General features: G+C 53.9%; 21 protein-coding genes. 8 read left to right on the forward strand and 13 right to left on the reverse strand.

Annotated features, from left to right (window positions below; translation table 11 throughout):
* Window positions 1-14: 14 nt before the first annotated feature.
* The 8 genes from ACP5OT_RS08770 to ACP5OT_RS08805 all read right to left on the reverse strand — a co-directional run bounded on the left by ACP5OT_RS08770 (window position 15) and on the right by ACP5OT_RS08805 (window position 9,237).
* Window positions 15-1,979 (reverse strand): glycosyltransferase family 39 protein, encoded by a 1,965-nt coding sequence (locus tag ACP5OT_RS08770; RefSeq protein WP_424674453.1) that lies wholly within the window; start codon window positions 1,977-1,979, stop codon window positions 15-17.
* Window positions 1,980-1,995: 16 nt separating this feature from the next.
* Entirely contained in the window at window positions 1,996-2,352 is a 357-nt protein-coding gene (locus ACP5OT_RS08775) for a DUF192 domain-containing protein (RefSeq protein ID WP_424674454.1), read from the reverse strand.
* Window positions 2,353-2,354: 2 nt separating this feature from the next.
* Window positions 2,355-3,290, reverse strand: coding sequence for a type II secretion system F family protein (locus ACP5OT_RS08780; RefSeq protein WP_424674455.1), 936 nt, complete (start codon window positions 3,288-3,290; stop codon window positions 2,355-2,357).
* Window positions 3,291-3,299: 9 nt separating this feature from the next.
* Window positions 3,300-4,298: a type II secretion system F family protein gene (locus ACP5OT_RS08785; protein WP_424674456.1), complete on the reverse strand. Its 999-nt coding sequence runs from the start codon at window positions 4,296-4,298 to the stop codon at window positions 3,300-3,302.
* 43 nt (window positions 4,299-4,341) lie between these two features.
* The gene (locus tag ACP5OT_RS08790; RefSeq protein ID WP_424674457.1) at window positions 4,342-5,733 is read right to left on the reverse strand and encodes a CpaF family protein; all 1,392 of its coding nucleotides are present in this window, start codon (window positions 5,731-5,733) and stop codon (window positions 4,342-4,344) included.
* A gap of 50 nt (window positions 5,734-5,783) precedes the next feature.
* Window positions 5,784-7,034 (reverse strand): AAA family ATPase, encoded by a 1,251-nt coding sequence (locus ACP5OT_RS08795; protein ID WP_424674458.1) that lies wholly within the window; start codon window positions 7,032-7,034, stop codon window positions 5,784-5,786.
* A 105-nt stretch (window positions 7,035-7,139) separates the two neighbouring features.
* On the reverse strand, window positions 7,140-8,195 hold the full coding sequence (locus tag ACP5OT_RS08800; protein ID WP_428131940.1) for an SAF domain-containing protein: 1,056 nt from the start codon (window positions 8,193-8,195) through the stop codon (window positions 7,140-7,142).
* 157 nt (window positions 8,196-8,352) lie between these two features.
* Window positions 8,353-9,237 (reverse strand): alpha/beta fold hydrolase, encoded by an 885-nt coding sequence (locus ACP5OT_RS08805; protein ID WP_424674460.1) that lies wholly within the window; start codon window positions 9,235-9,237, stop codon window positions 8,353-8,355.
* 102 nt (window positions 9,238-9,339) lie between these two features.
* Here ACP5OT_RS08805 and ACP5OT_RS08810 point away from each other — a divergent pair, with 102 nt between their 5' ends.
* The 4 genes from ACP5OT_RS08810 to ACP5OT_RS08825 all read left to right on the forward strand — a co-directional run bounded on the left by ACP5OT_RS08810 (window position 9,340) and on the right by ACP5OT_RS08825 (window position 13,078).
* Window positions 9,340-10,014, forward strand: coding sequence for a uracil-DNA glycosylase (locus tag ACP5OT_RS08810; RefSeq protein ID WP_424674461.1), 675 nt, complete (start codon window positions 9,340-9,342; stop codon window positions 10,012-10,014).
* A gap of 127 nt (window positions 10,015-10,141) precedes the next feature.
* Window positions 10,142-11,893, forward strand: a complete 1,752-nt coding sequence (locus ACP5OT_RS08815; RefSeq protein ID WP_428131942.1) for an alpha-amylase family glycosyl hydrolase — start codon at window positions 10,142-10,144, stop codon at window positions 11,891-11,893.
* Window positions 11,893-12,669, forward strand: a complete 777-nt coding sequence (locus ACP5OT_RS08820) for a HipA family kinase (protein ID WP_424674463.1) — start codon at window positions 11,893-11,895, stop codon at window positions 12,667-12,669. Before ACP5OT_RS08815 ends, ACP5OT_RS08820 begins: the two co-directional genes overlap by 1 nt.
* Entirely contained in the window at window positions 12,650-13,078 is a 429-nt protein-coding gene (locus ACP5OT_RS08825) for a DUF3037 domain-containing protein (RefSeq protein WP_424674464.1), read from the forward strand. The genes ACP5OT_RS08820 and ACP5OT_RS08825 overlap by 20 nt, the downstream gene beginning before the upstream one ends.
* On the opposite strand, the gene ACP5OT_RS08830 is transcribed toward ACP5OT_RS08825, so the two are convergent.
* From ACP5OT_RS08830 to dnaX, 4 genes are all read right to left on the reverse strand, one after another.
* The gene (locus ACP5OT_RS08830; RefSeq protein ID WP_424674465.1) at window positions 13,073-13,444 is read right to left on the reverse strand and encodes a hypothetical protein; all 372 of its coding nucleotides are present in this window, start codon (window positions 13,442-13,444) and stop codon (window positions 13,073-13,075) included. The genes ACP5OT_RS08825 and ACP5OT_RS08830 overlap by 6 nt on opposite strands.
* A 237-nt stretch (window positions 13,445-13,681) precedes the next feature.
* Window positions 13,682-14,299: a recombination mediator RecR gene (recR, locus tag ACP5OT_RS08835; RefSeq protein ID WP_424674466.1), complete on the reverse strand. Its 618-nt coding sequence runs from the start codon at window positions 14,297-14,299 to the stop codon at window positions 13,682-13,684.
* An 18-nt stretch (window positions 14,300-14,317) separates the two neighbouring features.
* Window positions 14,318-14,620 (reverse strand): YbaB/EbfC family nucleoid-associated protein, encoded by a 303-nt coding sequence (locus ACP5OT_RS08840; RefSeq protein ID WP_015941905.1) that lies wholly within the window; start codon window positions 14,618-14,620, stop codon window positions 14,318-14,320.
* Window positions 14,621-14,795: 175 nt separating this feature from the next.
* Window positions 14,796-16,637 carry a DNA polymerase III subunit gamma/tau gene (gene dnaX, locus ACP5OT_RS08845; RefSeq protein WP_428111248.1) on the reverse strand — a complete coding sequence of 614 codons (1,842 nt, stop codon included), beginning with the start codon at window positions 16,635-16,637 and terminating at the stop codon, window positions 14,796-14,798.
* Between the two features lie 320 nt (window positions 16,638-16,957).
* On the opposite strand from dnaX, the gene ACP5OT_RS08850 reads away from it, so the two are divergent.
* Window positions 16,958-17,623 carry a hypothetical protein gene (locus tag ACP5OT_RS08850; protein ID WP_424674468.1) on the forward strand — a complete coding sequence of 222 codons (666 nt, stop codon included), beginning with the start codon at window positions 16,958-16,960 and terminating at the stop codon, window positions 17,621-17,623.
* Window positions 17,623-19,251, forward strand: coding sequence for an McrB family protein (locus ACP5OT_RS08855; RefSeq protein ID WP_428111250.1), 1,629 nt, complete (start codon window positions 17,623-17,625; stop codon window positions 19,249-19,251). The genes ACP5OT_RS08850 and ACP5OT_RS08855 overlap by 1 nt, the downstream gene beginning before the upstream one ends.
* Here ACP5OT_RS08855 and ACP5OT_RS08860 read toward each other — a convergent pair whose 3' ends face one another.
* A complete protein-coding gene (locus ACP5OT_RS08860; protein ID WP_424674470.1) occupies window positions 19,252-19,866 on the reverse strand; it encodes a sialidase family protein in 615 nt (204 codons plus the stop codon).
* A gap of 168 nt (window positions 19,867-20,034) precedes the next feature.
* On the opposite strand from ACP5OT_RS08860, the gene ACP5OT_RS08865 reads away from it, so the two are divergent.
* Together ACP5OT_RS08865 and ACP5OT_RS08870 are read left to right on the forward strand one after the other, a co-directional pair.
* Window positions 20,035-21,099, forward strand: coding sequence for a sensor histidine kinase (locus ACP5OT_RS08865; protein ID WP_424674471.1), 1,065 nt, complete (start codon window positions 20,035-20,037; stop codon window positions 21,097-21,099).
* On the forward strand, window positions 21,065-23,287 hold the full coding sequence (locus ACP5OT_RS08870; RefSeq protein ID WP_424674472.1) for an HD domain-containing phosphohydrolase: 2,223 nt from the start codon (window positions 21,065-21,067) through the stop codon (window positions 23,285-23,287). The genes ACP5OT_RS08865 and ACP5OT_RS08870 overlap by 35 nt, the downstream gene beginning before the upstream one ends.

Below are 23,287 nucleotides of genomic sequence, written 5' to 3' on the forward strand. Positions count from 1 at the left end.
ACGGTTCACCCCCTTCAGCGCCAGATCAGCCGAATTGACGTAACGATAAGTGTTCCACCATCGCCAATACCTACCGGATCGAAGCGTAAACCACCGACCCGATCGAGCCGTTCTGCTAATCCTGTCAAATCAATCCGATACGTTGCCATTTCCGACCCACGATCAAGCGTAAAATGCACCGAGAGTTCTTCACTCGTCTGACCTGCCGGATCGAGTAAGAAGAGCTGGGCATCACGAGCCGTCGTCGTGGTGGCGATGCGAACCTCTAGTGCTGTCACTCGGTCAAGCGTGAACGACACCGGTGGGCTGAGCAAAGCTGGATCGATGGCCGGTGTCATCTGCCAACCGGTTGTAATTATCGTTTCAGTCGTAACTCCGGTTGCATGCCATCCCCAACGTCCATTACGAAAATCCCAGCCCTCACCGACAGCGAGCGCCGTTGCACTTGGGATCATCCGATAGGTAGGAAGATCATCGGCCAATCCCAACGGACGCAACATTGTCTCGAACGGCGTGTAACAAGCTGATACCGTTTCGGCAGCCAAACCGAACCGCTCGGCAGGGGTAGGCGGCTGGTCGGGTGGCGCCGGCAAGGGCAGTCGCGCGTCATCGGCAATGAACACTGCGTAGCCACTCATTAAGGCTGTGTCGATCCGTCGGCGAATAAGTTGGCAAGCAACAGACCAATTACCGCCGCCAGCAGTCATTGCTTGATTCAGACTGTAAACGGTATCACGCTGCCAGTAGTGCGGTAAATACAGTTCGAGCACTCCATCGGGAACAATCAGCAGATCGCCGGGATTACTGGCATCAACCAAAGATGCCGCAATTCTACGCTGGAGGTCGCGTGTCGGATCTCCACGCTCTTTAATTGCCGGCAGATTCAGGCTCAAGAGCACGACTGCGATCAGTAAACCGATCACCCCGGCTCCACCGGTGTGCAGCCGCTCAAGCGGATGATCAACGGACAATGCTGCACTCAACAGCACTGCCAGCGGTGGTAAACTAGCAATCCAAAACTCGATATTGTCCGGTTCCCACCAGAGAAAAAACAGGCCATACACCACTAACCAACTCACGACACCAACCAGTAACGGGAAGGGCAGCCGAGCAATTCCTCGCCAACCGGTTAGTAACACGGTGAGGGCAATCAACCCCACCCAACCGCCACCATTCATCGCCAGCGTTTCACGCCAGCCCTTAGCAAAGCCGGCCAGCTTAGACGCATCAATCGCCCCTCCCCAGAAACCGGTGCGGGCATAGCCTGTCAACCACAACCACACATCTTGCCAACGGCGCATCCCACTCACGCCAAAGGCGACCCAAAGGTACGCCCCACCAACTAGAAGTCCCAATGGGAGCAGATAAGCGATTGCAAAGCGCAAGCGGGTACGAAGATCGGAAACCGTTAATCCAATGGTTAACAGTACCGGTACGACCAACAAGACGTTAGTTTGATGAGCCAATACGGCAATCCCGTTGATCAGCCCCAACCAGCATGCCGTCTGCCAGCGCGGTGTCCGTACCAATTGGACCAACAAGATCAACGCAACGATCAGGGCCACAGTAGCAAGCGTATAGACCTCAACCTCGACAGCGTAGTACCAATAGGCATAGCTCGAGCCAACGCTTAGTGCTGCCACCAGCGCCGGTACCGTCGTACCAGTCACGACACGACAGAGGACGAACACTGCAACCACACCGACAACACCGACCAGCGCGTTGGTAGCTTGCAGCCACAATTCGGCGCTACCCTGCCATCCCAAACCAATGGCAACGGCTCGGATTGTAGCTCCTAACGGACCGTAGAGGAGATGATGAGGATGGAACAATTCCGGCCACGGCTTACGGTCAACATCGAGAATGTACGAAAGCGCATCATACGTATGGACACCGGTGAGGGTTGTCAGATACAACACAACAAAAGCGACGCCGAGCACCGGCGTCAGCCAAATCCAATCAACACGATGCTGTCTCATCTTCAAACAACGCTTATTATGTTGTCGGCTGAATAACGATCTGATCACCGAGCGCCGTCTGGGTTGTCGCGATCACACCAACCGGAAGTTCGAGCACATACCGTGCGTGGCGATGACCGGCGTAGAGGCGCCATGGTGGTAATGATGGATACAGTGCCACCACATTGCCATGACAGTCAACAAAGATCGCATCAATCGGGAACTGCATAAACAGCATATGAATACTGTTACAAGGCTCGATCAACAGACCGCCGCCTTCCGGTAATGAGGTGCGACCCAACAAACCGCGGCCACGAGAAAAAAAGGTACGCGCCACCTCGCAGTGCGACGCGAGGACAGCGCGCCGAGTCTGGTTTACAACTCGAACCTTCACACTCAATTACCCATGCCACTATTCATCACCCCCAATGCCGACATAATCCGAGGCACTGCGGGGCCGAGAATGACAACAAACAGCGCCGGGAAGATCAAGAAGACCATCGGAATCAACATCTTAACCGGTGCCTTTTGGGCAGCCTCTTCAGCGCGTTGGCGGCGGCGAGTACGCAATTGATCGGACTGAATGCGCAAGATCTTTGACATCGAGACACCCAACTGATCGGCCTGGATCACTGCTGAAACGAACGTCTGCACATCTTCGACACCGGTACGGACTGCCATATCGCGTAATGCCTCACGGCGAGTACGGCCAAGCCGGATATCTTGCAGCACACGCTGAAACTCGTGCGACAATTCGTTGTCCCACTTTTGGGCCACACGTTGCAGTGCTAAATCGAACGCGAGACCTGCTTCAACACTAATACAGAGCAGATCAAGCGCATCAGGGAGCGCTTTAAGAATATTCTTCTTGCGCTCTTTAATCTTACGATCAAGCCAGATACCAGGCAGAATATAGCCGATCATAAATACAATTGCCACACCGGCCAGAGCCTGGATAAACGGCAAGCGACCTATCACCAGGAGACTGATGACAAACGCCAACGTAATAGCCAGCGCCATTCGTAACCCAATGAACATATTGGGTGAAATATTACCGGGATTACCGGCCATTTGCAGATTCGCCCGCAAGCGCTCCTGATTTTGCTTGAGTCCAAAGCGACCTAAATAACTCAACAACGCGCGAAACATTGGAACAAGCACACGCTCGCGGAACGGCTGCTGCAATTCCAACTCTTCGAGCGACAATGAAACATCGGTATATTGATCGAGACGCTCACTAATTGCACGCGACTGATTCATCTGCCTAACGGCGATGATAATCAGTGCAGCTCCTATCACTAAAACACCGGTGAGAACTAAGATATCCATCATCGCTGCACCTCACACTTCGATATCGATAATCTTCTGAATAGCAAAATAGCCTAATGCGATCATAAACAGCGACGTTACCGGCATGCAACACCACGCTTGGGGTGGCAGCCCAAATGTAAAAAGAGGAGCCATATATTCAGGATTAACAACAGTAATAAACGCAGCTAGACCGATTGGAAGACCAGTAATAATCCACGATGAAATACGACCTTGGGCAGTCAGCGTTGAAATTTCACCTTTGATTCGCACGCGCTCACGAATGGTATGACCGATGGTATCGAGTACTTGTGCCAGATTACCACCCACTTCCATTTGGATACTAACCGCAGTAACGAGGAGATCAAGATCATCAGACGGCACCCGTCGGAGCAAATTCTGCAAAGCTTCCTCGGTTGAACGACCAAGTCCAACTTCTTGCACAACCCGACGAAACTCGGTGGAAGCGGGGTCTGGTGCTTCGCGGGCAACCATATCGAGCGTTTGCAAAAAGCTATAGCCGCCACGCAAGGCGTTAGCCATCATCGTTATCACATCACCCAACTGATTATTGAATGCTTTCACGCGCTGTGCAGCACGCACTTTCACGTATATATCAGGGAGAAATGCGAAAATGATAGCACACAACAGACCTAAAGCGAGCGCAGCATAAGGACTCGCCCGTCCCAAAAATGCTCCGAACACCCCACCCAGGAGGGCAGCGCCAAGTTTCAAGCCGAAGAACTCGGCCACTGTTAACTTCAGAGCAGCACGGGACAACTCATTCTTGATTGAACTCCCCTGCTTACTCCTGGCGACCACTGCGTCGATCCGTTCGATTGCCTGTCGCGCAATTGGTTCATTCGAGCGCTCTTGCACCTTACCGCCGGCAAACGTCTCAAGGCGCTGTGACACATCGACGGTAGCCGATGGGCGCATCAGCATCACCACTGCTCCGACCAGTACAAGGAGCAACAAGCCCAACACAGTGAGTGCAACCGGCATCATTTCGGGTGAGAGCAAAGCATCCATACTGATCAACGCCTCCTTCTAGCGCCGGTAAGCAGTGAGCAGATCAGAAGCTAAATCGTTCTGACGACCCAAAGATAGTTGGCGGCAAGAAGATATTAAGCGCTTCAAACTTTTCGAGGAAGCGCGGCCGAACACCGGTTGGTCGCAGATGACCAACAATCTTGCCTTTCTCATCAATACCCGTCTGCTCAAAGACGAAAATATCTTGGAGAACAACCACATCACCTTCCATACCGGCGACTTCGGTAATCTGGGTCACTTTACGTGAACCATCTTTCAGGCGCGATTGTTGGACGAACACATGAATGGCCGACGCGATCTGCTCGCGAATAGCACGTGCGGGGAGATCCATACCGGCCATCAAGCACATGGTCTCGATACGACTCACCGCATCACGTGGTGTGTTCGCGTGAATCGTCGTCATCGAGCCATCGTGACCGGTGTTCATCGCCTGCAACATGTCGAGGGTCTCACCGCCGCGACACTCACCGACAATAATCCGCTCGGGGCGCATCCGCAGACAGTTGATGACTAGATCACGGATCGTGACTTCGCCCTTACCTTCCACGTTTGGCGGACGCGATTCGAGGGTCACCACGTGTTCTTGGCGAAGTTGCAATTCCGCCGCATTTTCGACGGTAATAATCCGCTCATCTTCTGGAATGAATGACGACAGGACGTTCAGCAGTGTAGTCTTACCGGAACCGGTACCGCCGGCAACCACAATATTGAGGCGCGCTTTCACACAAGCGGCAAGAAAATCAGCCATATCTTGCGACATCGAGCCAAAGCGCACCAAATCTTGTACGGTGAGTTTGTCTTTGCGGAACTTGCGGATAGTAATTGTCGGTCCATTCAGCGCCAACGGACGGATTACCACATTCACCCGCGAACCGTCTTTGAGGCGGGCATCAACCATCGGCGATGATTCATCAACCCGGCGGCCCAACGGAGCCACAATGCGGTCGATAATCCGCATCACATGATCATCATCGGCAAACGTCACATCGGTCTTGATCAACTTACCCTTCTTTTCAATATAGACCTGCTTGGGGCCGTTGACCATAATCTCACTAATCTCTTCGTCAGCCAGCAACGGCTCGAGCGGTCCCAAACCGATAATATCGGCGGTAATGCTCTCGAAGAGGCGTTGGCGCTCAGCCCGCGAGAGCACAATACTTTCGCTATCGAGAATCGAGTTAAAGATTTCTTCAACCTGCTTACGCACTTTCGCCTGATTATTCAAATCAACTTGCGAGTTTAGCTCGTTGATGAGACGATCCTGCACACGAGCACGTAACTCTCGGAAGGTGTCTTCCGTATTCGGCACACCAACCGGCGCTATACGTCCGGTTTCAGGGCGCACCGGCGACCGCGACACCGTCGGTTCTACCGACGGAGGAGTTGCACCACCAATTCGTTTCAATAACGACATCGCGATCACCTCCTGACAAGCGCAAGTAACTGTACGAAGCTAAGATTTCATTAACGTCGTGGTAACCACTGACCGAACAGCTTCGGCTTCGGACTACTCGCAGCAACCGCCTCTTTGTCGGTCTTTACCACCAACTCGCGGGCCAAATTCATAATATCTTTTGCCACCTGATGATTAGGCTTTGCCATAACAATCGGTGTACCCTGATTGATCGCCAGTGTCATCTCGTGAGGAGCATCACCGATTTGCAGAGCGAGTTTCCGCTGGAGATGCTTTTCTACTTCTTCAGCGCGGATACCGGTGCGATTCGTAGCTTTATTGAGCACCAGCATGACCTTATCGTTCGGGTAGCCAAGCAGATCGGCAACTTCGAGAAACAGCTTGACATTGCGGATGCAATGCATCTCAAGGGTCATAAGGGTAATCACACGCTGAGCCAAATCAAGCGCGGCAAGTGAGCGATCTTGGAATGAAGCCGGCGTATCAACCACGACATAGTCGTACTCCTGCCGTAACATTTCAAGAATCGCCCGAATATGATCGGCTGTGACCAGTTCACCACGTTGCGGATCAGGGGGGGCCAAGAGCACCTTCACCTGGGTTGGGTGAGTCGCCATTACATCGTTGAGTAAATCGCGATCGAGGTTCTCAATCCGCGACGCAACGTCGATAATCGTTTTATCGGCGCGGAGATTGAGCAGCACGCTCAGATCACCGAAGATAACATTACCATCGACCAGTGCAACCTTTTTATTGGTTTGCTGACGGATAGCCACGGCCAGATTGGCAGCGATTGAGGAAACGCCAACCCCACCCTTAGGACTAAAGACGGCAAAGATCTGACCATCGGCCGATGGTTGAGCAGCACCAACCGCGCCGGCTACTGCCCCGCCGGCCACCGGCACAACCGGACGCATTGCTGCCAAGCGGGCAACATGACGGATCGAGCGATAGAGATCATCGGCACTGATCGGCTTAATCAGGAACTCGCGAGCGCCAGCCAACATCGCCCGTCGGATATAATCGGTCTCGCCCTGCACGCTCATGATAATAACTTGGATACCCGGATCTTGGGTAAGAATCGCTTCGGTGGCTGCGATCCCATCCATATCGGGCATATTGATATCCATCAAGATAACTTGTGGGCGATATTGACGGGCAAAAGCTATCGCTTCGCGTCCATTGCTCGCCTTGGCGACAACCTCAATATCTTTTTCAAAGAAGAGCAACTTTTCGAGCTGATCGCGTGTATCAACAATATCATCGACGATCATGACTCGAATCTTTTCACCCTCACTCATGCGGTGGCTCCTCGGATGATGATATGTCTGCTTGGCAACGGACGCAAGTACCGAACATTGCTACCTTATCTAATTGTACCCTATAGCCAGCACTTCTGGAATAGTTCATGGCCGCGGAGTTGGCGTTGGTTCAGGAACGAAAACCTCAGCTTCACCATACACCCGTGGTGGCAACGGGCGTGGCAATGGCAACCCAAACTCACGCACCAGTAAATCAATGGTCACACCGGTCGTCTGCTCAATTGCCACATCGTCACTGCTGCGCAATGCCAACACAATCCGTGCATTTGATTGCAACGCAAACTCCAGCAGCTCGATCTGCTGATCGTTCAGCGCCAACACAACGATCCAAATCCCTTCCGTCAAGGTACTCGGCGGTGTTGCATTTTCTAGCTGCGGCCCGGTAATCGGTTGACCAGAAGCATCAACTTGCGGCAAGCTTGATGACGATTGCAAATTGGAGGCACCGGCGGTACCTTGCCCCTGCGCCGCTTCACCCTCTTGTACCGGTGCTGCCGGCCGCACGATCTGTAACACTTGGGCACGCTGAATAATGGTCTTGGTAGTCAATAAGTTCTGGGTCTCACCGTATTGATACTCACGGACGAGTTGATCAACATCATTCACGGTAATAACTTGGGCAGGTCCAGGCCGAATAATCTGGCGCTCGACCGAGAAGGTCGCCACTACATCAACAAAGTCATTTATTGCAATCTGATCAGCAACCCCGGAGAGACTGTTGACCACAAGCGGGTAGGCTTTCACACGCGGCTGATTGGGTGCAGCCGTGGGTAGACGCTGAGCAAGACCGGCGTCACGTATATTGTTGCGCGTAATGGGTTGACCGGCGACCACCGGATTGATCAGCAGCTTGCCGAGCACATCACTGATGTTGCTAAACTCGTTTTGCTCATCGAATTCGGTAATCGGTACCTCAACGACTTCGAGCAGGGTCGGATCATTCAGCAAGGTATTTGCTTCAATGTCGACAGCCGCTTGTACGACTTTCACCAATGGGATTACTGTTGGCGGTGGAGGTACATTCGGCTCAGTTCCGGCATTAGGTCGTGTCGCACCACCACGTAGCAACAAGAAAGCCGCAAATCCACCGATGATGATGATGAGTCCGATGAGTAGAAACAGTAACGCGCCACGCCGCATAGAAGGCAACCTTCCTGTTCAGAGCGAAGTCGGTCGACTCCGCGCATTACCTTGCCCATTATAGCATACACAGGCAAGAGGTGACAGAAATGTTGCTCTTTATCATGCGGCAATGAGTCATTACGCTCAATTCTATGGTTTATCTATGGTTTAAAAGTTACGACGAATAATCGTTTTCTCCATCGAGGAAGCGTGCAATTGTGTGATAGCACGTAGCCGATTCTTCAACCATTGGTACATGACCACAATTGGGAAGTAAGACAACCTGCGCCTCAGGGACATATCGGTTGAAGGCCCGTACATTGATCGGCGGAAAAACCGGATCATGCTGACCACTAATCAACAACATTGGTGGTAAAGGACGGCGAACAGCACGCTTGAGCTGGGGATGGCCCATAATCGCCGCCGATTCAATCGCCACTAAGGGATCCATGGCTACCAAATCGGCAATTCCCTGTGCTAGCAGTGATCGGTCGAGTGGGCGATGGACCATCGGGCGAGCGAGCAATTCCGGTGTCGGTGGTAACGTCCACCATGCCTCGCGCCACTGCTGAGTGACGCTCCACCATGGACGCCACCATACCAACCACGGACGCCAATATGCAGCAGCTACTTGCCACTGGGCACCGGCCACCGTCACCAGACTATCTTCGTAGACATTGGCGCCAAAACCAAAGCTGACCAAGATTAGTCGTTCCACCCGCTCGCCAACCTGACCGGCAACTGCAAGCGCTACCGCTGCACCCAACGAATGCCCGGCAAGGGCAAAGCGATCGAGACCTAGCTCATCGGCGACTGCTACGATGGCTTTAACATACGAATCGAGTGTTACCGGTTCAAGCGGTGCCGGTGATGCTCCACATCCGGGCAGATCGATCGCAATGAGCCGTCGGTTGGGCAAAAATGCCGGCGCTGCTAGCCAGTACCGGCTTGAACCTCCCCACCCATGCACTAAGATCAGGGGTCGCCCTTGCCCAGATACACGAAACGCAATCGGCCCTACCGGACTTTCTATCTCCCAAATTGTCGGTGACGTTGACATGACCCACCTCCATATTATTCGCTGAATCCACTATAATCCCAAACAGTTACAGAGTGTTGTCTGCACAATGCTTGAAGTTGATAATTTTGCTAAGTCACAATTATGGCGCTGTACGCAACGGAGACAAGTATTAGAACCATTATCGAAGCATTGGCTGCGTTACCAGCACCGGTCAATACGGTGAATATGTACGCTTGGGAGGCCACCAGTAGCGAAGAAGAACGCGGTAATGCGACGAGACGGGCCAATTTGGCCCTTGCCTTAGCGTTAGCGCTAGAGCGAGGACCCGATCTCTTGTTAATCGGTGAAGCGCCGGGATACAAAGGGGCACGCCGTACCGGAGTCCCGTTTACCAGCGAACAGATTCTGCTCGACGGGATTGAGCCACTTGGTCAATTTGGCGTGGCACGCGGATTCCGGCTGGCTACCAATGATGGGCGAATCTCGCGTGAACAGACGGCAACCATCGTCTATCGTGAACTCGCAGCACTGAACCTGTTTGCAGTTGGTTGGAATGCGTTCCCGTTGCATCCACACCAACCCGGTAATCCACACAGCAATCGCACCCCGCGGCACGATGAGTTAGCGCTTGGGTTACCCTTCTTAGCTCAAGTTTGCGCGCTCTTTGCCGGTTGTCCGGTCGTGGCGATGGGCCGGATCGCAAGTCAAGCATTGACGAAACTCGGCATCGCGCATGATGCTGTTCGCCATCCCGCACAAGGTGGCGCCCGCCGGTTTACCGAGGGGTTGCGTAGTAGAGGAACACAAAGGCGCTGAAATACGCAAAGACGCCACGCAACGCTAAGGAGCAAAGTGACTTATCGCAACGACGCCAAGCGACGCAAAGACACCGTTTCTGATATAATGCAGACAGACAAAATGATTGACAGTAAAACGGTTTTGTATGCACCGAATATCTCTCTTCTTATTGACTGCAATCCTCTTGGCAGCGTGTGGGCTACCGACCGCTACAGTCCCTAGTCCTGTTGCGTCTCCTCCCACGGCTGCCACCCCAACCAATACCCGTCCGCCGACACCAACCCGTGATCCGCGCTTGCCAACGCTACCACCCCGGATCACGCCCGGCCCGACGGCAACCCCGTTTCCGCTTGCAACCGGTTGGTGGAATAGTGCCGTCTGCTACGAGATCTTCGTGCGTTCGTTTTACGATAGTGACGGTGATGGGAATGGCGATCTTAACGGGATTATCGCCAAGCTCGATTATCTGAACGACGGCGATCCAACGACCACCACCGATCTTGGGATCAACTGCATTTGGCTGATGCCAGTTGCCGAAGCAGCCAGTTATCATGGCTACGATACGATTGATTACTACACGGTCGAACGAGACTACGGTACCAACGATGATTTTAAGCGATTGGTCGCCGAAGCCGATAAGCGTGGGATCAAGATTATTATCGACCTGGTGTTAAACCACACCAGTACGCAACACCCTTGGTTCCAAGCAGCGTTACGCGACCCCACCTCTCCCTATCGCGATTGGTATCTTTGGTCGGCAATCGATCCCGGCTATCGCGGCCCGTTCGGCAATAACGTCGTCTGGCACAAATCACCGTTCCGTGATGAGTACTACTATGGTGTTTTTTGGAGCGGGATGCCCGATCTCAACTATCGTAATCCTGAGGTCACTGCAGAAGCTTACAACATTGCCCGCTTCTGGGTGGAAGAGATGGGCGTGGCCGGCTTTCGACTCGATGCGATCAAGCATCTGATCGAATACTACACCCTGCAAGAAGATACTGCCGAGACATTTGAATGGCTGCGCAATTTCCGTCGTTTTCTTGAACGCGAGCTACCGGGAACATTCACCGTCGGTGAAGTATTTAACGGTAACCCGCGCACACTAGCGCCCTATTACCCTGACCAGCTCGACTACTATTTCGAGTTTGAGGTCGCCAAACAGATCGTCGGAGCGGCCAATACCGGGCTAAGCAAGCTCTTTATGCGAGCAGTTCAAGATGCCTATACCCAACTCCCCTACCAACGTTGGGCACCGTTTTTGACCAATCACGACCAAAATCGAGTGATGTCGATTCTGGGAGATGATATTGCCAAGGCCAAACTGGCAGCGCTCGCGTTGCTGACAATACCGGGATTACCCTTCATCTACTATGGTGAAGAGATCGGGATGGTTGGTGTCAAACCCGATGAGCGCATTCGCACACCGATGCAATGGACGAAAGAGGAGTTTGGCAGCTTCACCAGCGGCTTTCCGTGGCAACTGCCACAACCCGATTATCCGGTCAAGAATGTTATGCTGCAAGACGAAGATCCAGATTCATTACTCAACGCCTACCGGCAGTTGATACACTTGCACATCAACACACCGGCATTGGCGCACGGCGATTTGATACCGTTGCAAGCGAACGGTGATGATGTAGCGGCATATATTCGGCGCAGCGGCGATGATCTTGTTCTTGTGATCATTAATTTCGATGTCACATCAACCGAACCGTTCACGCTTACGGTGAGTGGAAGTGATCTACCGACAGGAACGTACCGGCTGAGACCATTGTACGGAACACCACCGACCACACCGGCACCGTTGACCATCAGTGATGGAGCAATTATTGACTATCAACCGTTTAGCGAGATTCCCGCTCAGACGGGATACATCTTGAAATTGGAGCGCTGATGTTACGGCGAGTCACTGCAACCCGTTACGTAGAACCGTTACGCGAAGGCGGTTCGTTGCCGGCGATTGTTGAAGCCGATGACGATGGCCTGTATGTGGTAAAGTTTCGTGGGGCGGGACAAGGGCCTAAAGTGCTGGTAGCCGAGTTGATCTGTGGTGAACTCGCCCGCGCTGTAGGGTTACCGGCACCCGAACTCGTCCTGATCGAGGTTGATCCAGCCCTTGGGCGTAATGAGCCTGACGGCGAGATACAAGATTTGGTAATGGCCAGCGCCGGTTTGAATCTAGCGGTAGATTTTTTGCCCGGCGCGTTAGCGTTTGAACCAACGACGACCCGCAAACTCGATCCCAAGCTGGCTTCGATGATCGTCTGGTTTGATGCGTTTATCACCAACGTCGATCGGACACCGCGCAACACGAATATGCTTTGGTGGCACCGGCAGCTCTTTTTAATCGATCATGGCGCAGCGCTCTATATGCATTATACGTGGCACGACTATCAACAACGCGCCCGCGCGCCGTTCAACCAGATCCGCGATCATGTGCTGTTGCCGGCGGCAAACGATTTGGCAGCGGCTGATACCGAGTTGACACATCGGATCACCCCGGAATTACTTAGGGAAATTGTAGAGCTTGTCCCGGACGAATGGCTCGTTGATCCAAGGTTCCCATCGCTCGAAGCCCATCGGGAAGCGTATATCGAGTATCTTCGTCTGCGGCTAGCAGCGCCGCGTGCATTCGTACAGGAGGCTATCGATGCCCGCGAGCGCCTTTGAGTACGCCCTCTTGCGGTTGGTCCCGCGGGTTGAGCGCGGTGAGCAGATCAATATCGGTGTCGTTTTGCTTTGTCGGCAACAGGGGTTTCTTGGTATTCAATTTCATCTCGATGAAGCACGGATTCATGCACTCTGGCCCGACCTCGATCTTGGCCCAATACGAGAGCAATTGACGGCTTTTGAGTTGATATGTGCCGGCGGTGCGGCAGCCGGCCCACTTGGCGAACTGCCGATTTATGAGCGCTTCCGCTGGCTGACGGCTACCCGTAGCACGATGATCCAACCATCGGCGGTACACTGCGGGTTATGCGAACACGCCCCAACAATGCTCACCCACATCTTTCGGCAGATGGTGCCGATGTCGGGCGGGGTCATTGCCGACCAACAAACGCCCGCAATGGGCTTATAGCTCAGTTCGTAGCCGTTCGACCATTGCTTGGAGGGCAAAGCGTGCTTTTCCCACATTAGCCATTTCGCTAAGGACACCGAGGACACCGTAGTAGCCGGGCATGATCTGGATTGCCAACATAAGCAAGACATCGGTTTCAATGACCAGATCACGGACGAAACCGGCCCCAATGCGTGCAGCAGCGGCAGTAGCACGCGAGGCCAGTTCGGCGAGTTCGAGTTCGGCCAGTTCGATGTCAAGGTCGAGTTCGGCAGCAGCAGGATGGTACACCATTGCGACACCGAGACCATCAGTGCCGACAATCCCGGCAAATTGGGCGCCTTTGACACCGGTGATAGTTTCGTTGAGGATCGTGGTGACGTTCATAGATTACGTTGTCAAGGCATGGTCAAGCACTTACGCAGGGAAGAAGCCCCTTATCCCTGGACTTTCTCCTCGCCAATGGGGAGAAGGGGCTAAGTATAGCGATGAACGTACTGCTCACTTGTGGGGGATGATCCCCCTCATACCCGGCTACTCCTCACGACAGGGGAGAAGGAAAGAGTGACTATACGCAGAGGAAGGGGCAGAATTACCCTGCACCCAACCTCACGCACGATATTCTCACAATTCCCGTCTGCCCTCTAATGCTGAGCCGAGGGTTTCAGGATCGGCCCACTCTAAATCACCACCGGTTGGCAAACCACGGGCCGGGCGCGTTACTCGGACCCCAAGCGGTGCTAAATCGCGGAGCAACAGGAACGCCGTTGCTTCCCCTTCAGTATTGGGATTCGTAGCGAGGATGACTTCATTCACCGGTTCACTGCGCACACGAGCAATTAGTTCATCGATTTTCAGATCCTCGCGGTAGATACCTTCGAGGGGAGCGATATGACCGTGTAACACGTGGTAGAGACCACGATAGGCGCCAGTACGTTCAATAGCGAGTACATCGAGTGGCTCTTCAACCACGCAGATTTTGGTCTGATCGCGTGAGGGGTCGCGGCAGATTGGGCACAGCTCATCGACCGTAATATTGAAACAGCGTCGGCAATAACCCACCTGCGCTTTGACATCGAGGATTGCCTGGGCAAGCGCTTGGGCTTGCTTTGGTTCGGCGCGCAGCAGATAAAATGTAAGGCGAGAGGCTGTTTTCGGGCCAATACCGGGCAGCTTGGCAAACTCCTCGATCAAGCGGGCTACCGGAGCGGCGATCAGATGATGCTCTGGGTGAACGGTCATACTTTCCCCATAACGAACTTAGAAAAGACCTTTCAGACCGCCGGTCAGTGGTTGCATGCGCTCTTCGGCCAATTGCTGAGCCTTGCGCGACGCATCATTGATCGCGACCAGCAGAAGATCTTGCAACATATCAACATCGTTAGGATCGACCACTTCAGGCGAAATAGTGATCGACTGCACTTCACGATGGCCGTTCATTTTCACGACAATCGCGCCGCCACCAGCCGTCCCTTCGACAATAGTTGCGGCCAGTTCTTCCTGCACCTTCTGCATCTGGCGTTGCATTTGCTGAGCCATCTGCATAAGTTGGCGTTGATTCATCGAGGTTTCTCCTTTCACACACGGATAAAGAGGTTTAGGTTCGGGTTTGGAAGGTGACAGTTATCATGTCGCGTTGTCACAGGACTATCACCATCTGCGTTTTCGCTGAATAGCACCATATCACGATATACTTCTTTTACACAGGGTACCATATTGCCGATAGATTGTACAGCAATTATTCCGGTTCTTGCTCCAGTGGCTCAATACCGACAATATGGGCATCGAAAATATTGAGGGCAGCGCGCACTAATTCATCTTTGCGGGCTTCACGAATTTTACCGCGCAGATCGGTCGGCTCAGTCGACTTCTCTTCGATCGTACAGCGCACTGCATACGCTTTACCAAACCGACGACGCAGAACTTCTTCGATAATGGCGCGATTTTTCGGATCTTCTAGCCGCTCTTTATGGAAGGTCGAAGTGACGAGCAAAACGATGGTATTCCCCTCGACATCGTAGGGTCGCGCACTGTTGAGCAGAGCCTGTACGGTAGGACTACGCGGGCGCACATCGCGCTTGAAGTCTTCCCACGTTGCTTCGAGGCGTTCGAGGAGCGACAGATCGGCATCGGCAGCACGAGCCGCGGGATAATCAACCGGTGGGCGACTCTGCTGTACTGCCGCCCATACTGCCGGCGGCGGGGGCGGCGGATCGGCAGTGGGCGCCACTTCTGATTCGGTGGTGGTTGGCGGCGCGACCGGCGGTGTTGCGGGCAGTGGAGAGGAGGTTGGCGGCTCGGTGGACGGCGGAGGCGTTGCGCGGCTCGGTTTGACCGGCGCCGATGGTTGCGCGAGTGCGGGGGCGACCGCAAACGCCAGGCTCTGATCGGTGGTTGGGCGTGCCGACGAAGTGGTGGGCGAAGCAGGCACCGACGGACTCGGTTGGGGACGGACTGCGTGTGGATGCGGCGTGACCGATTGGACGACGGGGGCTGGAGCTACTAACGCCTCGACGACCGCCACTTCGAGCGGGAGATGACCATAGGGAGTGGTACGTAACTGATAATCGAGGCCGCTAAACAGTTTCACCCACTGCACCAATGCCGCCATTTCGGCCCGCTGTGCCCATTGCATCAACTGCGCCACCTCATCATCACCAAGATCGAGCAGCGTGCGGTCGCCGGTCGCTTTGAGCAACATCACGGCACGCAGCCGTTCTACCACATCGCGGGCGAACTGGCGCAGATCGGCGCCCTGATTCGCCACAGCATTCACCGCACGCAGCGCAGCGGTCAGATCGGCGGAAAGCAGGGCCTCAATCAGCGCATCAACCTCAGCAGCAGCGGTCATACCGAGCAAGCTTTGCACATGCTGAAGCGTGATCGGCCCTTCAACGAACGAGGCTAACTGTTCGAGAATACCGAGTGCATCGCGCATACTCCCGGTCGCAGCACGGGCAATCGCTTCCGGCGCCCCTTCGGCGAGCACAATACCCTCGGCAGCAGCAATCCGGCGCACGTGGGCTGCCATCGAGGTTACACTATGACGCACGAAGGTAAATCGTTGACATCGCGACAAAATTGTCGCCGGCACCTTATGCACTTCGGTCGTCGCGAGAATAAACAGGGCGTGATCGGGCGGCTCTTCCAATGTCTTGAGCAGGGCATTAAACGCTGCCGTCGAGAGCATGTGGGTCTCGTCAATAATATAGACCTTCATGCGAGCAACGCTGGGGCGAAACTGCACCCGCTCGATAATCTCACGTGCGTCCTCAACACTGGTATGCGAGGCAGCATCCATTTCAATCACATCAACGGCACGACCATCAGCGATAGCGGTACACATCTCGCAGGTACCGCACGGACGAGCCGCGGGATCGGGATGGAGACAGTTCACCGCCTTCGCCAACAACCGCGCCATTGTCGTCTTCCCAACACCGCGCGGACCGGTGAACAGATAGGCATGACCGACCCGGTCTTCGGCAATTGCATTGCGCAGTGTCTGCACCACATGCTCTTGCCCTACCAGCTCGGCAAAGGTCTGGGAACGCCATTTGCGGTAGAGTGATTGAACTGCCATCGTGCTTTCAGGTATTGTTCAAACAGCAAAGGGTATTATACCAGAGAGCAACGGGCGCTGTAGTTGGGGTTGGAGTGGGAACTTGTATCTCGCCGATCGATACAACAACTCAGGACAAGCCGACATGCTCGACGCACATGACTGACATGGGCAAGATGCGACACTTCTCTGCAAACCTCTTCAACGCATCATGTTGGTTTGGCGGCTGAATGAGGTGTAGCCAAATTCGTTAGCTCAAGGCGGCCAAAACACACCGTAGTGAGAGCGATAATGGTATAATCGAGGTATCAGTATCGCCAGACTGTGCCAGAGGATAGCTTATGCTCACTTACGAGCAACTTATCTCACTACTCATTGAGAGTCTTGAAGAACAAGACCTTCCAATTGCGCACACCCAGGAACTGCTCGACGTTCACAGTCTTGGACGTAACCTACGCATTACGTGTTTACCGCCCAATTTGGATACGAATGGGGTGTGGATGCAGCCGCCGCTCCGAGCGATGATCACGGTGAATTGGCCGGCTGAACTGACGGTCGCTTCACTGCACGGTCAACCGATTATCGACATCATTCATAAGATCGTCAATGAACAGATGCCATCAGTCCAGCCGCTGAGCACACTGTTGCTAGAAGTAACCTACTTTCTCCCGCTGAGCGACGAAGAACGGCAAGCAGCGGATATCGAACTCTTAGCAGCAAGAGTCTTTGATCTCTTTATCGATCAACCGAATGTCGAAGACAATCTTGAGATTAGTGGTGTACTGCGTGCTCAGGGTCGTCAGGCATCGATCCTCGCACACCTGACAGCGACTCGCCTCTTCCCGGTTGAGCAATTGAATGTCGATTCGGTAACCGAGACCATTGATACGCTGTGCAACGAACTTCGTGAGATGTTGCCACAGTTAGCCAATGTATTTCAAGCCGCTAAAATAGACAATGATCGCGGCTTTGATCCGCAATTCTATTTGCGACCACCCACAGCCTGATGCCGTTCTCGTTACCCGCCCTGCAAGCCTTGCTCGAACCCGGCGTTGGACCACGCTGGCAAGCGGTGCAACGCCTGCTCCATCCAGAAATGGTGGCGCTCGCCAATCGAGTTACCGAGCGCGCAGCAAAATTGTTGGCTCGCCAATGGCCACTGTACGAGCTGAGTTTTAAGACACGTCGCGCAATTGACCGTGGGCGCGGTCGGCGTGACCCGATTGAAGATTACTGGTTTGCATTTGACCGGCCACCGCGCGGCGCCGGGGTTATGCTGACGGTAAGTGGGGCAGAACGCACGGTTGCAGCCGGCCTGCAACTCTGGGGCACCCGCCGGCCACAATTAGCCCAACTCTGGCGCGATGCCCGTCCTTCGTGGGAGCCGCTCATTGACCGGATCGGCACCGAGGGACAGGCCCGCTTTACCAGTCGCCGGCCACCACTGCCGGGGATGCGCTGGATCGATCATTATTTGACACAACGCCAGGCACAGTATCTGTGGGCCGGATTTGTCTATCCGTGGGAGAATTTGCCATCGGCTGAACGGTTGATTGATGATCTTTGTGCGCTCTTGCCGCTCAATGAAGTGTTGATGGAACTAGCAGAGCTTGATCTGGTAGCAACCAATACGCTCCGCGAAACACCGGCAGTGTATGTAGCGGGAGCACCGCTGTTCGAGCAGATCGCAGCTACTATTCGGCGACGCGGGATGGTGATCGACGATCAAACGCTATACGCTTTTCACCTCGCCGTACAAGCCCGGCCGTTGGTCATTCTGGCCGGGCCCAGCGGTAGTGGTAAGACGTGGCTGACCCGCCTGTATGCCGACGCATTGATCGGGGTTGGAGAGGGTCAAGCGAATCCAATCTATCTGCTGGTAGCCGTACAACCTGACTGGCATAGCGCCCGTGATCTGCTAGGGTATTACAATTCGTTGACCGGGCTATACCAACCAACACCATTTTTGCGTCACCTGCTTGCAGCCGCAGGCGATCCCGGTCAAACGTACATTGTCTGTCTCGATGAGATGAATCTGGCCCGACCTGAATATTACCTTGCCCCAATCTTGTCGGCAATGGAAACGGCCGACGGACTGATCGATCTGGGTACTCCGCTCGCCGAAACACCACTCGCCGGCGGTGGCACCGTGCGTAATCCATTCCGTTTACCAATCAATGTACGGCTGATCGGCACGGTTAATGTTGATGAAAGCACCTTTGCGCTGAGCGACAAAGTGCTCGACAGGGCCAATCTGATCGAGTTAAAACAGGTCGATCTGCCAGCGTTACGCACGATGTATGGGCAGCGTATTGACGAACAGGTATGGCACCTACTCACCGAGTTCCAAATGCATCTGAGTGCAGCCGGCAAGCCGGCGGGATACCGAGCGCTCGGTGAGACGTTGCGCTTCATCGAGCAAGCAAGTGGAATGAGTGCATTGGAAGCGCTCGATATGCAGCTTATGCAACGATTACTGCCTCGTGTCCGTGGTGATGACACACCACGGTTCCGCCAAGCGCTGCGCAGCTTACTTACCCTCTGTAGTGGCCGCTTACCGCGCAGCGCCGAACGGCTCGAACAGATGTTGGCACGCCTTGACCGCGAAGGATACACCGACTTCTACGGCTATTAACTAGGCCACCCGTACTGCCGCCATACAGCGTACTGCCGCCGGCACTGTGCTTACATATTGCCACGTTCGCCCCCGGTCATCACTGCGCCAAATCTGACCGCTATCGGTCCCAGCCCATACCACATCGATATGGTAGCTGCTGGGGGCTAAGGCACTGAGAGCACCCTGCCACTCCGTAGTGACAGGGTGCCACGACTTGCCACCATCGTCACTGCGGAGGAGACGGGAACCCTCATCGACTGACGCGAGCAACACCTCTTGCTTCCCTGACAGAACGGCAAGCAGATTAACTCCGGCAAGTGGTACGTGATGCTCGCGCCACACTCCCATCCCTTGCACCGTTGCGACCGGCAACCGGTCACCGGCCAGAAAATTGAACAATGCTTGATCCTCACTATCAGCTTCACGCCACTGCTGCCCACCATCATCACTGCGCCAAAATGCTTGTTTCGTCGCGATCACCAGACTTCGCGAATCGGCAGCAACCAAGCCAAACACCGGCTCAGTAGGAAACGCCACATTGGGCAACAAGCGCCAACGTCCTAATCCACCCGGATCACTCAAAATATACAAACCACTATCAGTCCCAACATAGAGAACACCAGCCTTCGCCATGCCGCCTCCTCTGCAATGCCGTCAAACCGGCGCAAGCTGTGCAAATGCCTATGAATTGTAGCATAGCATCGAATACACCCGTATGCTATGATATACTGAAAACTCTGCACCTACATTCCCGTCCGATGTCTTCATTCCCATTTACGTCCTACCTCTTGGGACAGCACTATGTCATCCGTAACACCACACGAGGCGATCAGCAATCCGTTGATCAGTGCTTTACGATTGACGAGTTGGTATATCATTCTAGCCGGAGCATGGGTTGCGTTTTCTGATCGGTTGCTCACACTGATCGTGAGTGATACTGAACAACTGACAAGCTGGCAAACGGTAAAAGGCTGGCTCTTCGTCTTGGTCATGGCAGGCTGGCTCGGATACGAACGATGGCGGACGCTTAGCCAGCAACAACAGATCAATGAAGCACTCCGGGCGGCAAACAGCGAGCTACAAGAGCTGAACGACTCGCTCGAACGACGCATTGCCGAACGGACGGCTCCGCTGCAAGCGGCCAATGCTGAATTGAGTCACATCAATCAAGAGTTAGAAGAGTTTACTTCTGCTGTATCACACGATCTCAAAGCACCGCTGCGCACGATTGACGGTTACAGCCAAATCTTGTTACGCTTCCACATTCAGCGCCTCGATGCCGACGGACAGCAGTGCCTGCATAACATTCGCACTGCGGTTACACAGATGTATCAGCTCATTGACGATTTGCTGACCTACACCCACATTGAGCGCAAATCGCTTGAATATACCGAGATCGATCTCATCAATCTGCTCGAAGAGATTCTCGAAACCTACGCCGATCAAATTGCGGAACGCAATGTGATTATCGAGCGCGACCTGCGCTGCCTGACGATCCGCGCCGACATGATCGGGCTGCGCCTCGCATTGCGCAACCTGATCGATAACGCCCTGAAGTTTAGCGCGCACGTACCTCAACCACGACTGGCAATCGGCTCCGAAGTACAGGACCATAGAGTACGACTGTGGGTGAAAGATAACGGTATTGGGTTCGATATACGTGATTACGATCGCATATTTGCTATTTTTCAACGTTTACATCCACAAGAATCATATCCCGGCTCTGGGGTTGGCTTGGCAATCGTGCGTAAAGCTATCGAACGGATGGGCGGCTATGTGTGGGCCGAGAGTACACCCGGCGCCGGGGCAACCTTCTACTTGGAGATACCCCATGGCAGCACACCCATACCGCTTGCTGTTGATTGAAGATAATCTCTTCGATGCCGATCTCTTTCGGCGAGCGATGCAGAGCTACGAACCGGCAATCTCGATTACCCATCTTCATTCATATCACGCAGCCTATACTTATCTCAACAGTCTATCAGCGATTGCACCCGGGTATGATGCTGTCATTCTCGATCTCCATTTACGGGACGGTGATGGGCTTGATCTGTTGTCACATATTCGAGCCTGTAATTTACCGATGGCAGTGATTATTCTTACCGGAGGTGGCGGCGAGCAGATGGTCATCAGCGCCTTGAAAGCCGGTGCTGATGATTATGTCATTAAACGTGGTGATTACCTCGACCGGATCGGACCAATTATTGATCAAGCTTGTCGGCGTTTTCACTCACAACAAGCCCGCCGCAATCAGCCCATTACCGTCTCGTACATCGAGATTGACACCACCGATGGTGACAAAACGATCCGTTTTTTGCAACGTACTGCACCGCATATTCACTGTATCCCGGTCCGTGGTGGGATCAACTTCCTCAACCTAATCGACCACCGGGAATCGGTTGGTGATGTGATTGTCATCGATTGTGACAAACCCCGCCTGGCAATGCTCGATCTGGTGAAAGAACTGACTCAGTTTCGTCGGCTCACCCAACCGATCATTGTAATGGCCCAACCGAGCAACGCAGAGTTTCCGTTGCAAGCGTTACGGCTTGGCGTAAGTGACTACATTATCAAACACGAATCGTTTCTTAGCCAAGTGTCGATTACAATTGAACATGCGTATTATCGAGATCAACTTCATCAACAAAACAACCGGCTACGCTTACAGGCACAGGCACTTAACAGCGCGGCCAACGCTATCGTCATCACCAATCGCGATGGGATTATCGAGTGGGTAAATCCGGCCTTCACCACCCTGACCGGCTACACTGCCGCTGAAGCCATCGGCCAATCAACCCGTCTCCTTCGTTCAGGTAAGCACGATCAAACCTTTTATGCTGCCCTCTGGTCACACCTTCTCGGTGGTCAGCCATGGCGAGGCCGGTTGATCAATCGGCGTAAAGATGGCAGTCTCTACTACGAAGAGATGACGATCACGCCATTCACCGATGAAACCGGTGCGATCAATCGCTTCATTGCGATCAAGCAAGACATTACCGAGCAGGTGGCGCGTGAACAACGACGGACCATACTGGCAAATATCGGGGCGGCCATTCGTTCAGCACAATCGTGGGCCGAATTGACGCCGATCTTGCTCGAACAGGTGCAGGAGGTGTTTCAGGCGAGTAGTGTAGCCCTCTTGCGGACGGATAACGCACGATTTCTTGTAGATTGCACACGAGGATGGCTTGAGGTGCTTTCGCATCAACCAGAGATACTGGCGGTGCTAAGCGAGACGCTGATTGGCACCGGATGGGTGGATGTGACTGCGCTGCAGCATATCCACGACCATACGGTTATCGGCATCTCACTCAATACTGCTAACCGACAGGTAGGGGTTCTCTTACTGGCACGGGATACCCCGCTCAGCAAAGCGGAACACGAACTCCTCAATGACATCGCTGAACTTGCGGCCAATGTCCTGCATCGTACCGACCTATTCGAGCAACTGCGCACGGCCAATGCCGAACTACGAGCCGCCTACGACGCAACGATTGAGGGCTGGTCACGCGCACTCGATCTACGTGATCGGGAAACGGAAGGTCATTCCCGCCGTGTGACCGAGCTAACGGTTCGGATCGCAGCCCGGATGGGGTTTCGTGATGAAGAGCTGATTCATATCCGAAGGGGCGCCCTCCTGCATGACATCGGCAAAATGGGGATTCCCGATGCAATTCTCCTCAAAGCCGGCCCGCTCAACGATGAAGAGTGGGCGATTATGCGCACCCACCCTACGCTTGCGGTGGAATTACTCCGTCCGATAGAATTTCTCGCTCCGGCACTCGATATTCCATGGTGCCATCATGAAAAATGGGATGGCACCGGCTATCCACGCGGACTACGTGGCGAAGAGATTCCATTAGCAGCCCGTATTTTTGCTGTCGTAGACGTGTACGACGCACTGACCAGTGACCGCCCTTACCGAGCAGCCTGGTCACGCGAACGGGCATTGGCGTATATCCGTGAACAAGCCGGACGACACTTTGATCCGCAAGTAGTCGCAGTCTTCGAGCAGGTCATCGCCGAAATAGAGAGCAATGCTATAATGGAGTGA

The sequence above is a fragment of the Chloroflexus sp. genome (assembly GCF_049970315.1).
Taxonomy (GTDB): domain Bacteria; phylum Chloroflexota; class Chloroflexia; order Chloroflexales; family Chloroflexaceae; genus Chloroflexus.